Raw genomic sequence first — 14,455 nt, 5'->3', positions numbered from 1 at the left:
TTCCTTTTTTGTTTCTCATTCAATGGGTATCCTGCTGCTCGAGCAAGAGATCCATTGCGTAAATCGTTTCGCCTCTTTCATCTAATAAAAAGTACACAATCAAGGGCTCTCCAAAAACGGCTGTTTGCTGCGTGAACAAGACACAGGTGAATTTTTCGATACCAATTGGTAGCTTTCTTTTTAATATAGGATGAAGAATAGGCGAAGTCCGAATTGTATCTACATCAACATCCCAACGTTCATTTTTTAATGTTGGATAATGTGCTGATAACAATTGGTGTAGCATGCCAGTCGTGAGCGCTGCTTTTCCATCGTACCCATCATCTATTATGTTGGTGTTATACATCCGACGGTTGCTCACCCTTTGAAGCATTGATTCGTATTCCTTTTAAGACAAAGCGTTTCTGACCATCAAGAGTACAAGTAATCAATGTCAGTTCATTTTTCCCGCGATCCTTGAGGACATCAACATCCGTCGGTTCAATCGTAGCTGAGCTGACAATTTTATATTCGTATGTTTCTGCTTGATGATGTAAGACGACTTTTTCTCCTTTCGGTACCTCTGGCAGCTGCCTGAAAAGACGATCGCCTCTATACCCTCTATGGCCTGCAATCGTGAAATTTCCTTCACCCGGCATTTGATGAGATTTAATTTGAGTCAGTGCAATACCTAAATTTTCTTTTGAGGTAACAGGAAGCACTTTTTCGTTTAAATCGATTGACGGGATCTCTAGCTCCATCACATCTCGAAGGTCTTCTTCTGACACAGTGAGATGTGGAATAGAAGAAAGGGCATCACTGTCATTTTCTTCAATCATCTTTAATGCCTGTTCCATTGCTGCTGTCTCTTGAGAAGTTCGCCACTCATATATTAAAGGAACAGAGATGAGCATTAGTCCCGCGACCACCAAAAAGCTGCCTAATAAGGTTCTTTTTTTCATCTATACACTCGTTCCTTCCTTTTACTGAATGGTTCTTCTTCTAAGAACAAGAAGAACAGTCCCAGAAGCTACTAGTAAAATCCCTGCATACATCATATAACGTAGCCATTCTTCCCCAGTCTTTGGCAGCTCCCCGTTTGAGTTTGAGCCATGAGGCGGATGTTGATCCCCCTTATCTGAGGCTGGAGGATTCGTGTGGTCCACTTCATTCTTCATTGGAGCATTTTTCACAATCAATGTCTTGATCTCCACTTCGCCCATTTCAATTGTAAACGCGAGTGGTTTCTTTAAAGCTACATAACCATTTGGCGCTTTCGTCTCTGTGAGTGTATATTCACCAGGTTTAAGCCCTTTAACAATGGCTTCTCCGTCTTCTTCTGTTGTCACAGATTTTATAGTTTCCCCAGCTTTTGTACGAATGTCAAAGGCTGCACCTTTTAAAGTTCTATCTGTCTGCTGGTCTACCTTTATGATACGCAGACTTCCTAAAATCAAGTGATTCTTCGCAGTTACTTGAAGTGGCTTCTGCTGATTTTTCTCAATTGTAAACAGGATCGGCTGATCATCCAATTTGTAGCCGTGAGGTGCTTTCGTTTCAACGAATTGATAGTCTCCCGGTTTTAGATCGTTGATATGAATCTTTCCTTTTTGGTCCGTTACAAGTGATTTCTTCAACGTTTTCCCTTCTTTACTCAGAAGCGCAAACTCTGCATGTTCGAGCGTATGTCCCTCATAATCTACTTTGGTCAATTCCACTGCTCCCGGCGTCAGTTTGTTGATCATTTCTACTTTTGCTGGTTTGTCTTGACCTAATCGAATCGTAAATGAGACAGGTGTCTGATCCAATTCATAGCCGGCGATGCTTGCTGTTTCGATAAATTGATAGGTTCCTGGCTTCAGTTGATCGACTGTCAGTTGACCGTTTTTGTCTGTCTTTAAGTCTTTCTTTATACGCTGATCGTGCGCATCAATCAGGTCAAAGGTCACGCCAGCGAGCAACTGACCATCCTCCCCTTTTTTCTGAAGCTTTACAGCACTAGTCATCCGAACATTTTCTTTTGTCACTTTCACCAGTTGATTTGGATTGAAATCAATCTTAAAGTCTACTGGTTCTGCATCAAGTTTATGTCCAAAAGGAGCCTTCGTTTCAACCAATTGGTAAGCGCCTGGTTTCAAATCGTTGACAGTGATGATGCCTTTTTCGTTGGTTGTTAAACCTGACATCAATTCTTTACCATCGTCATTGAAAAGTGTAAATTCTGCGCCTTTCAATCTTTCCTTTTCTTCCCCTATTTTTGTGAGTTCTACAGAACCTTTCTTGAGCTGATTGATCGCCTCTACTTGAATCAATTCTTTTTGACCTAAATCAACTTCAAAGACAAGTGGTTTCTCACTCAATTCATAGCCTTCAAGACTCTTTCTTTCAACAAATTGATAGGTTCCAGGTTTTAGACCTGTGAAGGTAATCTTTCCATCCTGATTGGTTGTAATCCCTTCTCCTCCTGCCACTATCTTTCCTTTGGCATCAGATAGATCAAAGACAACCCCTTCTAATGATTTCCCATCTTCGCCTTTTTTGTGTAACAGCACTCCGCCTGTTGTGCGGCTATTTTCTTTTGTCACACTGACCAGCTTCTCAGGGTTAAATGGCATAGCAAAAGTGACAGGTGTTTCGTCAAGCTCATGACCGAATGGAGCCTTCGTTTCAACAAACTGATAGGTTCCAGGTTTAAGATCGTTGACGATGATCTTCCCGTTCTCATCTGTGACGAGACCTGTTTTTATCTCTTTTCCATTTGCATCTACAAGCTTGAATTCTGCTCCTTCAAGCGCTTCATTCTTTTCACCGAGCTTCGTGAGCTGGACAGCTCCAGTTTTGAGATCATTGATCACTTTGATCTCTGCCGGTTTTTTTTGTGCGATTTCGATGGTAAACGGATAAGGTTTATTTTTCTTTTGGTAACCATCAATACTCTCTGTCTCCACAAGCTGATATTTGCCCGGTTTGAGGTTATCGACCAAAAGCTTCCCATCTTCATCTGTTGTCAAATCTTTACGCACGACTTTGTCATTTTGATCCGTGATTTCAAAGCGAACACCTTGAAGCTTCTTACCATCTTCCCCTTCTTTCATCACTTCTAATGCACTTGTTTCATATAGGTTCTTTTGTGAAATGATGACTGGTTCTGTTGGATCGAGTGGTACTTCAAATGTGATGGGTGTTTCATCTAATACATAACCATCAGGTGCTTTTGTTTCAAAGAGCTGATACTTACCCGGTCTTAGTTCGTTTATCGTGATCTTGCCATTTTCTCCTGTGATAAGTGAACCATTTAGCTCATGTCCGTCTTGATCTAAGAGCTTGAACTGTGCACCTTCTAGTCTCTCTCCGCCTTCACCTATTTTGCTCAATTCAGCAGAGCCTTTGATGATGTCATTTACAGCGGTGACAATCGTTGTTTCTGTTTGATTTTCTTTAATGGTGAACGGCCATTTTTGCTGATTTAATTGATAGCCTTTCGGTGCGTTTGTTTCAACAAAATAATAGGAACCTGGCTCAAGGTGTTTGAAAAGGATTTCTCCTTTTTCGTCCGTTTTCAAATGGGTTTGGACGGTATCTCCAGATTCATTTTTCAGTTCAAATTCTGCATTCTCTAATACCGCACCCGTCTCTTTGTCTTTTTTCGTTAACTGGACATGCTGGCGAATTTCTTGGTTTTGCACCGTCATGCTATTTCCTGTTTTTGTTTGATCTCCTGATTCGTAAGGCTGATCAATCGTGACATTGATCGGTTCCTTCGTTTTTATATAACCATCAGGTGCTTTCTCTTCTGTCACGATATAGTCACCATACAGAAGACGATCAAATCGAAGAGCTCCTTCTTCATCTGTTGTCTTTGTTCCAATGACGATACCGCTCGCAGCATCAGTCAGAGAAAAGCTTGCTCCTTTTAGCGCTTTTCCGCTACTCGCATCTACCTTTTTAATGGTTAAAGCGCCAATCGCTCCTGTGCCATCTCCCATACCAGCGGTACGTTTGACCACAATTGAGGCTTCGGATTCCTTTTTGATTTCTTTTACGTTTTCACCTCTAAACGTTACTTCGTTTTGAAGTGTACTTCCTACCTTATCTAAAATGAGAGATTGGTATTCTAAAATATAGGGTCTCGTGATTTCTTCTTTAAATTTAATTTGAAATGAATCTGGATCGAATTCAAGGTCTAGTTCATAATCCTTCCCTTTTTCCAGCTCTTCCTTTTTGGTCACTTGCCCCTTTTCATCTATTGTTGTCGAATACAGATGAAATGAGTTTTCTATGATGGCTTGGTTACTGCTCGGATGGTCTATAATCGTCGCATCTTGGACTGTTGATTGACCAAAGTTGATATTCAGTTTCCAATCAATCACTTTCCCTTGTTGATTTCCTGATTTGCTCGTGTATTTCCCTCCATTTGGAATAGATACCACAGCATTCACATCTGATTCTTTCGTCTTTCCATCATAAAGGGTCGCTTTATTTTCGTAAGTTTTCTGTACTAAATCCATTCCTTCAACACTTGTTTGATACGTGATTTTGTATGGGGAATCAATGGCATGTTTGAAAATGACTTCGAAGCCTGATTCTCCCTTTTCATTTTCAAGGAATTTGATGTCATAATGTTCTTTCGCTAATACTTCTTTTTCTTCCGCATCATTTTCCCCGCCTTGTAAATCAAGCGAGTAGACGATGATTGAATCTTTAAGCAAACGCTGATTTCCTTGAATGAAATCCTCGATTTTCGCCTCTTCTAAATGTTTCAAGTTATAGTTCACACCGATATTCCATGTGATCTCTTTTTTCTTTGCATCATATGTTCCATTCTTGAAACCATTTGACTGCGTGTATGTGTCAGGTGTGAAGACAGATTGATTTTCCTTCGTCAAATCCTTGCCATCTTCATTTACCCATTCAAGCTTTACGTGGTTACGCAAATTCTTTTGATCTTTATCTGCTCTTTTTTCATAATCAAAAGACGTTGTATATGTGATGGTATGTTCTGTCTTGATTTCTTTCGTAAATTGAATATCAAATCCATTTGCATGTTCAACGATTTGATAATCTGTGCCTTCTTCTAGCACTGTATTACCTGTCGTCACTTTTAAACTATCTTTTTGCAGCGTCAATCCTTCGTTTGTAAACGTATCTTTTAATATCACGTTGTTCATGGTTTGTTGATCTTTGTTGAAGATGATACGCCATGGAATGGTCTTGTTCTTGTAATTCGGTGTTCCATGATTTTTCGTTAGGATTTGCTGGTCAATTCTTTGCTTCCCTTGTTTGCTCTCTTTGCCAGCTGTGACAGTATTGATAATGTCTTCAGCTTCGAAAATTCGCTCGGTTGCTTTTGTTTGATATGTGATGAGATAAGCCGATTGAATATCTTGATTGAATTGCAAGGTAAACCCGTTTTGTTCATCCTTTTTTTGAGGTTGAACCACATAATCTTCAAACGCTTTTGTTCCTGATTCTTTGCCATTCTGATCAATTGTGACTTCCTTGACTTGAAATGAATCAGTAATCAGCGACTGTGTGCCATTAAAGAAGTCTTCTAACAGAGCATCCTTTTCAGCAATCTTTTTTTCGTTATAGTTATAACGAATTTCCCACGTAATTGTTTGTGTGACTGGGTCGTATTGAGCAGCTTTTTTATTTAAAGGACTACCTCTTGTCACATTCACTGTTCCTTCTGCTGAACTAATCACTTTATCAGCAGAGACAAGGGACGCTTTATTACGAAACGCAGACTGGTCTTGATTCGTAATGTCTGTTTCATACATTAAACGGTAAGCGAGATGCACGTCATCTTTAAATTCAATCGTGAAATCTTGACCATCTGCTGTTTGGCCAATCGTGTAGTGGTTTTCGTCAAGTAGCTGACCAATCGATGTTTCACCATTTAGTTTTGTATCAACACGATAAAGCTTGATTGAATCTTTCTTTAACGCTTGACCTTCTTGAATCGGATCTAACAGCTTCGCTTGTTTCACATCGTCTAAGTCCATATTAAAATCAACTGTCCATTGAATGGTTTCAGCATTGTAAGATCGATTTGGCTCTCCCTTTTTCGAGACGTTTGGACCATTTGGAATGTATTGAATCGGGATCGATATCTTATCTTTGCCTTCAATCGGGGTAATGACCACTTCTTTTTCTTCAGTAATCACAGTTTTTTTATCTAATTGTGTCCATACTTGAAGTGTTCCATGGATATTTGAATATTGTTTAATAAAATCAGTGAATTCGATGGAGGCATTGCCGCTCTCATCTACAGAAAAATAACCAATGGTTGCCTGATTAAATTTCATCTCAAGACGATCGATTTTTTCGTAAATCACTAATTCCTCTGGAACCTTGAAATGGAATTCATCCCCGCCATTATAGCTATGACCGTTTGGGATCGCCCACTCATAGTTAATGGAAATAAGCGAGTTGACGTCAGGTTTATCAACTGAATTTCCTTCCTGATCTTCAAAAATTAATTTCGCATCAGTGAGAAGATTTTCTTGTATCTGCATTTGTTTTGAAACACTTTGTAGCCCTACACGCTTAGATACGTTCACTTTGTTTTTTAGTAATTCCTCTTCATCACTTTGTTTCGTTTGAGCGGCTTCTTGATTCTTATCTTCTTTTTCAGTTGAGGTTGAATCATCTTTTGGAAGGCTTTCTTCACGCTCGTTTTGCTTTGTTTTTTCTTTTTGCTCAGCTATACTGGTGACATCGATGTCTATTGATCCTTCTAAATTTGGATCAAGCTCAACATCTTCTTTAAATATGACCGTCACTTCATTTTGTTTTGAAACGGTATACTCGCCAACGATGATGTCATCCACTGTAATGGATTCCTTTTGCTCCTTCTCTACCTGTATGGCTGAAGGAAGAGTGAGAACATACGGATATTGTTTTTTTAGATCTATTCCTTTTATCGACCAATGAACAATTGCCTTTCTAACTTGCTGATCTTCTATGTTTGATAACTTGTTTCCTTCGCTATCAACAAACTCAATATCCCCATAAATGTTTTCTTGGCTTTCTTTGGCTTGTGCCTCTGCTAAAGGCAAAATTCCTAATATACTAGACTGTATGACTAACACCGCAATGAGAGCCAATGACAATATTCTTTTCAATACATCCACCCTTTTCTAAAATTAATTTTCAACAATGATAAAAAAATCAGTTAATCACTCCGCTTCTGATCAAATATTTTCTAAAAAAATTGCACCTTAAGACCCTATGAATAAAATGAGTTGATCAATCATGAGGTTGAAAGGAAATCATGAGTAGTGGAAATAGTAACTGGATAGGGGTCTATAGTAATGGGGTATAGTGAGAGGATTGTGATCGTGAAAAAGAATAAATGTGAATGTTTCTATTTATCCTGGAATAAACAATAAATTATAAATACATGCATATATAAGCATGTATTCACATATGGTTCGTTCATATGAAACAAGCATGTATCATACCGTATGTAAGGTGAGTCAGTTCAGCATTATATAGATCGCATTCCTTTCTACTCCCTTTCATATGGTAATCAAAAAGCTGTTGCGTTTTATTCTTACATTTACCGTTTCAACAGCAAAAAAATAAACTTAAATATCTAAATTGATCCATTTTTATAGGATTCATGGCTTACTTATCACCTTTTAAAAGAAATATATGGAGAATCAGGGCATAACATTTGTTTTCGTCTAATTTTTTTCTCTTTTATCATGAAAAGTGAAGACAAAACGATTTAGCCTAAACATTAAAATCATTTTATGCCTATTTAGAGAATCAAATGTTCTTTAAGTGAACTTCATAATATAAAGGCAAGCCAAGGGAAGGAGATAGTTGTTTAATGGAGCTCATTGATAATAAATCAAAGAGATGGATAAAAATTTTAAAACTGCTTGTATCAAAAGATAAGTGGTGGAGCCTTCAAGAGATATCGAATGAACAAATCGGTTCGGTTCGTGCCATTCAAAGCGATTTAGAACAAATGAAGTCGTTCCAAACAGAGAACGGAGAGCCGTTAATCAACATAAAGCCAAGACAAGGCATATCCATTTGTTATACACAGACGATACGAGTCGACTACTATATCAAAGAAATTCTAAAAGATACGATTGAAATTCGATTGATTGACGGCGTTTTCTTTGAACAAAACAGGTCTTTCTATGAATGGATGGACACGCTGAATATCAGTAGATCCACATTGTATAACACCATTCATAAAATCAATTCGCTTCTTATCTCGTATGACATTGAGTTACGCCCAGATAGTATGCAGTTCCATGGAAATGAAAAGGAGATTCGTCAATTTTTTGTGGAATTTTTGTTTGAAGTGTATGGAAGCAGGCTTTGGCCATTCGATGATATTCAAAAGCAAGATGCAGTTGATTTTTTACAAAAGCTATTTCAGGTGCTCGAAGTCAATCTACCAGATGTGGCGATAGATAAATTTTGCCTATGGCTCGCCGTTTCCATTCACCGAGTGCGGAAAAATTTTACCATACGACGCAATTATACGTACTCAATGGATAAGGAAAAACAAACATCTACAGCTAAAAGTATCTATAAACAAATGACAAACTTGGAAGAACGCGTTTGCCAAATGACAAAGGACATTTTTGGTGTCACGTTGGATCGTCACGAATTTGTCTTTTTACTATTGATTGAACCAGCTATTGGCCATTATAAATCAATTGAAACTGTCGAAGAAAAATTGACGTTCTTTCAATCGCATACACCACACCTCTTTGAAGCCATTCGTTCCTTTATCAATCAATTGGAGTTGATTTTTCATCAAGAGGTGGCTAATCGCAAGGTGATGACACTGATTCTTCTCCAATATTATGTATATTCTAGGGAAATTACCGTAAGAGATGGATTCCTTTTCAAAAAGAAATCGAGGTATTTATCAGAGGTGAAAAAGCAGCTTCCTTACTTCTATTCGAGGATTACTCACATCATCCAAGAGTTAAAAACAGACGATATCCTCGCTTCTTTTGTGAAAAATGAACGAGAATTGATTCGTATCATTACTTCTAACTGGAGGGGGCTTGTTCATTTGGAAATGGATCGGAGAAACGTGTTGAACATTTTTGTCATTTCAACATTAGGTTATAATCATAGTTTGTTTATTGCGGATTTAATTAAATTAAGATTGCCTCCTCTCATTCATATTTTCACAAGTCCAGAAAATACCTTAAATGAACTGACAATGGATCGACTTGGGATTGATTTAATTGTGACCGATACTGAGCTTCCTCATCAATTAGGACGGTCTACGCTGCTGATTAGCTCTTTTCCAACAAAGAAAGAATTGGACAACTTGCACTCAAGATTTGTTGATATGACAAACTAAGATTCACCAAAAAAAGCTGCTGAGGAGCCCTCAAGCAGCTTTTTCTGTATTAATGAAGCACGATTTGTTCATTCATCAAATCAATGGCATAAAGTGATTGCTCATATTCATCTAATAGAAGGTATACTTTGAGCGGTGCAGCCGTTTGATTTGTCTGCTGCGTGAATAGGACACAAGTGAATTTTTCGATCCCCTCTGGCAGCTTGCTTTTCAGAAAAGGATGAAGAATAGGAGAGATTCGAAGGGTATCAACATCTTTTAGCCAAAGTTCATCTTGTAACGCAGGATAATGGTCAACCAAAAACTGACGAAACACTTCCAATGTACTCAAGGTAGATATCCTCACTTTCTTCTATCATGGCTTCAAGCTTACCTAAATCAAACATGTTCAAAGTCATCCTATGATGTCAGCCCACCAAATGTCGTATACGACTAGAGACACGATTTCATTTTTTTCAAAAAGCATTGTAGATCAACTTGACTGTCATGAGTGTTTCATATGTATGACGTCTACTCATATTCCAACCGATGGACCTATGATCATATTCTTATTTGTTTCTTTCGTGATGAAACGACAACTTCCTGCTACAAAATTCCAAATTTCTTCAAAAAATTGGTTCAATGAGACAAAAAAGAACAGCTCCTCACTGCTCTTTCAAAGAAAACACTTCACCGCTCTCTGCATCAACACCATCATGGCAATCGAGCTTTCCGCATAGAACATATTGTTTTTGCACTTCGTCATAGACGTAGATAGGTGTAAGTTCAAGACGTTCTCTCAATTTTTCAAAGGCTTCTTTCTGAGATACAGAAATTTCATTTGCCGCTTGAGAGGGGCTGAGTATCCCGCACACTTGAAACATTTCTTTTTTGTCTATGTAATTAACGGCTTCAAACGAGCTCGCGTCAATGAAGACCTTGATCTTGTCTATAAACCCACTGCCTTCTTCTCCGTTTTTTAATACCGCATGGATGTATCCATGATCACGATGGAGTGTTTTCAAAACCCACTTTCCTGAATCCTTTGGATATTTTTGCGCCAAGAAGGTTCGAACTGCTTTGATACACTCGGCTTGCTCTTCTTTTGATATCGGTAAGGAATCTGGTGACGGTTCCAATGAGAATGCTTGTTCAGCTGAAATATACTCATGAATGTCTATTTCTTTTTTTTCAAAGGTATTGTTTAACGGTTCATTCCATTCAATGACCTCATTCACATGTATACAATGCGTTTCTTCACGTCCAATTTCATACGGAATCGTGCCTGTTCCATCGTTTTCCACATAAATTTCTTCTAACGCATAAATAGATCGGATCCGGTTATGCTCGAAGGAAGGCCATTGAAACAGCTGGACTTGCTGCTTAGCTAAGTTTTCCAGCTTATTAAGAGAAAGCGCATATTCCTCAGCTTTCAGTAATGTTTTGGCTAAAAATGGGCCGTGGTGTGTAAAGTACATGAGCTGTCCATGTTCATTCCATTTCACTTCGATTCTGCCTGAAGGTGTGACTTGCACACCATCTATTGCTTCTTCGAAAGAAAGTTCCCCTCTCTCCTTTTGGTGCATATGAAAATGCTCTCCATAGATCAACCCTGTTTCTTGTTCGATCCATTGAATGACATGAGCTGGATAAGGTCTCTTAAACGTGACACCGTGCCGCGCATAGGTTTTGTCCATAACAAAAATAACCGATTCGATCTGTCCTGTATTCAAATTCACTTCAATGACAGCTGTGCCGTCTGGGTTGACATCGTCGTCCTCAGGTTCAGCTTCATGAGAGGGGAACCATTCCATATTAAATGTATAAATCGTTTCATTGAACATGTTGACGTAACGATAAAAACTGTGTCTTTTTAAATAGTAAAGATCTAAGCCAAATTTCGCCTTTGTCTGATCGATTAGTTGTTGAATGTTTGCATTCAATGGTTTCACCTCAAAATAATGATGTGTTATGGAAGAAGAAAGGTGACAATAAAACCGACTATGATGATCGCTGATAATAATCCTAAAACCAATGACATCATGTTTGATTCCTTTGTAAAGCCTTTTAATTCACCTTCAGTCGACCGGTCAATTTTTCTAAAGCGATAAAGCATGCTTAAATTAATAAGGGCTAGAGTTACAAATAATAAGAAAAGTAAAAGTATAGGTTGTATGTTTAAGAATGGATTCGTTACATCTTGGAAACTAAATGACTGGAGAAACATCAGACCACTCAATACCACTCTCGAAATATTTTCTGACCTCTTTTCTTTCTCCCACTCTTCCCCCAATTTTTCTTTTTCATAAATGGCTATCTGCTCGAAAATAGGAATGAAAGACTTTGTTGAGCCTTTCTTAATAAAACCATAAATACTTAGAAAGAGCATGATAAATCCTAAACAAAGAAAGAAATGTGTAAATCGAATGTCAAACATTTGAAATAAGATAAAAAAAGCGACGATCATGATGCAGACTATTAAATTAGAGACAGCTATTTGTTTTGTCCTCATCTTTTTCAGTGCAGCTTGTTCCATGTCATAAACTCCTCTCCGTTTTCAATGTTTCTGTTGAACGCTCTAACTTTATTACGATTCCACCGAAAAAATGTTTCAATATTTTCCCTTTCTATTGTCAATTCGGCTTTTTTCGCAAATGAAAAGACGCCCATCATTTAATGAACGTCTTATTCTTCTTCATGAAATCAGCACATCATATTTGAGCAACTGTTCTATCTTTTATTTGTTGAGCCGCCATGTGTTGAAAGTCATCAATAGACAGCTGTTTTGAAGTCTTTTCTCCATGCTGTCTGATATTCAGTGTTTTTTCTTGCATTTCTGTATCGCCAATGACAGCGATATAAGGGATTTTTTGCATTTGTGCTTCTCTCATTTTATAGCCGAGCTTTTCATCCCGTTCATCGATTGTGACTCTGATGCCGATCTTTCTTAATTGCTGCTGCACCTCGAGGCAATGATCAAGGTGAATCTTTGAGACAGGAATGATTTGTACTTGCACTGGTGCCAGCCATAACGGGAAGACGCCAGCGAAATGCTCAATGAGAATGCCAAGGAAACGATCAAGAGAACCAAAAATGGCACTGTGAATCACAACTGGCCGTACCTTTTCATTCTTTTCATTGATATATGTTAAATCAAATTTCTCAGGCATTTGAAAATCTAGCTGGATTGTGGCGCACTGATGGCTACGCTGCAAAGCATCTTTAATATGAAAATCGATCTTCGGGCCATAAAATGCCCCATCTCCTTCATTTACCTGATAATCGACCTTTAGCCGATCAAGCACATTCTTTAGTGCTGACTCAGAAATATCCCAAATGGCATCATCCCCTAACGCCTTTTCTGGACGAGTGGATAGTTCCACAGAGTACTCAAACCCAAATGTCCGATACATATGATCAACTAATTGGAAAATCTGTTTGATTTCAACTTCAATTTGATCTTCTCTCAAAAAAATATGGGCATCATCTTGGCAAAATGTTCTGACCCTGAACAATCCATTTAATGCGCCGCTAAATTCATGACGATGCACCTGACCAAACTCAGCCATTCTGATCGGAAGGTCTCTGTATGAATATAAGCTGTTTTTAAACATGAGCATATGTCCTGGACAGTTCATCGGTTTTAAAGCAAAGCTTGTATGATCAACTTCTGAGAAATACATATTTTCATGATAATGATCCCAGTGACCTGACTTTTCCCATAGCTCTTGGTTCATCATAAACGGTGTGCTCACTTCTTCATATTGTGCTTTACTTCGAACTTCTCTTGAAAAGGCCATTAATTCATTTCTCACAATCTGACCTTTTGGTAAATAAAACGGCATACCTGGCGCTTCTTCTGAAAACATGAACAGAGATAATTGTTTCCCTAATTTTCGGTGATCACGTTTGCTTGCTTCTTCCATGAAATGAAGATACTCGGCTAGTTGTTTTGGATGTTGAAACGCGACACCATACACTCGCTGCAATACATCTTTCTGACTATCACCCCGCCAATAAGCCCCTGCAACACGTGTTAGCTTAAATGACTTTACGAATCCAGTAGAAGGTAGATGAGGCCCGCGGCATAAATCGATAAATTCACCTTGCTGATACACTGTGATGGCTTCTTCCGATGGGAGACGTTTTAAAATATCCAGCTTATATGGATCATGCTCAAACATCGATTCAGCTTCTTTGTAGGAAATCTCCTTTCTTTGGATATGATGATTCTCGTTGATGATGTTTTCCATTTCTTTTTCAATAGCAGCCAAATCCTCTACACTTAATGTTTGATTCAGCTTCATGTCATAGTAAAATCCATTTTCAATAACAGGCCCGATTCCAAGTGTGACATTGCTATATAACCTTTTCACAGCTTGGGCTAATACGTGTGCAGATGTATGGCGCAGTACTTCAAGCCCTTCTTTTGAATCGAGTGTGACAATAGACAGCCGAGTATCGCTTTCCAGCTGATGACTGACATCGACCATTTGTTCATTGATCTTTCCTGCCACTGCTTTCTTCCTTAAGCTTGGGCTAATATAGGAGGCAACATCTGCGACAGTCGTACCTGCAGAGAACTCCTTTATCTTTCCATCTGGAAATTGAATCTTCACCATTTTTTCTCTCATGACTGACACACCTTTCTTTTTTTTAAAATAAAAAAACACACCCATCCCGTGTAAAGGGACGAATGTGTAATCCGTGGTTCCACCCAAATTCCCATAATGCATACTCGCTTTATGGCTCTGGTGCCGTAACGTGGCATTGACGGTATTGGATACTTCAATTTTCCCCAATACAGCTCAAAGGTGGTAAGACAACTTTTCTGCGTTAGGAAGATTTCAGCGTGACTTCCCTCTCTGGTAACCGATAAAAGCTGCTCATGTCCTTTTCAAAGCAATGATCATAGTTGAGTGTACAAAAAAACACACCCATCCCTCATAAAGGGACGAATGTGTGATCCGTGGTTCCACCCAAATTCCCATAACGCGTATTCGCTTTATGGCTCTGGTGCCGTAACGTGGCGTAGACGATATTGGATACTATGATTTCCCCAATACAGCTCAAAGGTGGTAAGACATTTTTCTGCGCTAGGAAGATTTCAGCGTAACTTCCCTCTCTGATAACCAGTAAAAATGACTC

The 14,455-nt window shown here is 38.6% G+C and carries 8 protein-coding genes and 2 other annotated features (1 of these 10 cut by a window edge); of the genes, 1 reads left to right on the top strand and 7 read right to left on the bottom strand.

Annotation, left to right across the window (positions count from 1 at the left end):
- Window positions 1-19: 19 nt before the first annotated feature.
- The 3 genes from MKX52_RS03905 to MKX52_RS03895 are packed head-to-tail and all read right to left on the bottom strand — an operon-like array spanning window position 20 to window position 7,115.
- A complete protein-coding gene (locus MKX52_RS03905) occupies window positions 20-346 on the bottom strand; it encodes a hypothetical protein (RefSeq protein ID WP_342491532.1) in 327 nt (108 codons plus the stop codon).
- Window positions 339-941, bottom strand: coding sequence for a class D sortase (locus MKX52_RS03900; RefSeq protein ID WP_144457452.1), 603 nt, complete (start codon window positions 939-941; stop codon window positions 339-341). Before MKX52_RS03900 ends, MKX52_RS03905 begins: the two co-directional genes overlap by 8 nt.
- A 21-nt stretch (window positions 942-962) precedes the next feature.
- The gene (locus MKX52_RS03895) at window positions 963-7,115 is read right to left on the bottom strand and encodes a SpaA isopeptide-forming pilin-related protein (RefSeq protein WP_342491531.1); all 6,153 of its coding nucleotides are present in this window, start codon (window positions 7,113-7,115) and stop codon (window positions 963-965) included.
- A 704-nt stretch (window positions 7,116-7,819) separates the two neighbouring features.
- Here MKX52_RS03895 and MKX52_RS03890 point away from each other — a divergent pair.
- Window positions 7,820-9,328, top strand: a complete 1,509-nt coding sequence (locus MKX52_RS03890) for a helix-turn-helix domain-containing protein (RefSeq protein ID WP_251184551.1) — start codon at window positions 7,820-7,822, stop codon at window positions 9,326-9,328.
- 49 nt (window positions 9,329-9,377) lie between these two features.
- On the opposite strand, the gene MKX52_RS03885 is transcribed toward MKX52_RS03890, so the two are convergent.
- From MKX52_RS03885 to thrS, 4 genes are all read right to left on the bottom strand, one after another.
- On the bottom strand, window positions 9,378-9,659 hold the full coding sequence (locus tag MKX52_RS03885) for a hypothetical protein (RefSeq protein WP_041815285.1): 282 nt from the start codon (window positions 9,657-9,659) through the stop codon (window positions 9,378-9,380).
- Between the two features lie 313 nt (window positions 9,660-9,972).
- Window positions 9,973-11,259, bottom strand: coding sequence for a hypothetical protein (locus MKX52_RS03880; RefSeq protein WP_342491530.1), 1,287 nt, complete (start codon window positions 11,257-11,259; stop codon window positions 9,973-9,975).
- 17 nt (window positions 11,260-11,276) lie between these two features.
- Window positions 11,277-11,843, bottom strand: coding sequence for a hypothetical protein (locus MKX52_RS03875; RefSeq protein WP_342491529.1), 567 nt, complete (start codon window positions 11,841-11,843; stop codon window positions 11,277-11,279).
- 175 nt (window positions 11,844-12,018) lie between these two features.
- A complete protein-coding gene (gene thrS / locus MKX52_RS03870; protein ID WP_342491528.1) occupies window positions 12,019-13,941 on the bottom strand; it encodes a threonine--tRNA ligase in 1,923 nt (640 codons plus the stop codon).
- Between the two features lie 51 nt (window positions 13,942-13,992).
- Window positions 13,993-14,217: a binding site (T-box leader), on the bottom strand.
- Between the two features lie 37 nt (window positions 14,218-14,254).
- Window positions 14,255-14,455 (bottom strand) — a binding site (T-box leader) (it continues 22 nt past the right edge of the window).

The organism is Bacillus sp. FSL R5-0422 (assembly GCF_038610765.1).
Taxonomy (GTDB): Bacteria; Bacillota; Bacilli; order Bacillales; family Bacillaceae; genus Bacillus; species Bacillus pumilus_O.
The sequence above is the reverse complement of the archived record's forward strand: the minus strand, read 5'-3'. Positions and strand labels throughout refer to the sequence as shown.

Coding starts and splice junctions, on each gene's coding strand:
- thrS (WP_342491528.1), bottom strand. CDS start 13,941: ATGAGAGAAAAAATGGTGAAGATTCAATTTCCAGATGGAAAGATAAAG.
- MKX52_RS03875 (WP_342491529.1), bottom strand. CDS start 11,843: ATGGAACAAGCTGCACTGAAAAAGATGAGGACAAAACAAATAGCTGTC.
- MKX52_RS03905 (WP_342491532.1), bottom strand. CDS start 346: ATGTATAACACCAACATAATAGATGATGGGTACGATGGAAAAGCAGCG.
- MKX52_RS03890 (WP_251184551.1), top strand. CDS start 7,820: ATGGAGCTCATTGATAATAAATCAAAGAGATGGATAAAAATTTTAAAA.
- MKX52_RS03900 (WP_144457452.1), bottom strand. CDS start 941: ATGAAAAAAAGAACCTTATTAGGCAGCTTTTTGGTGGTCGCGGGACTA.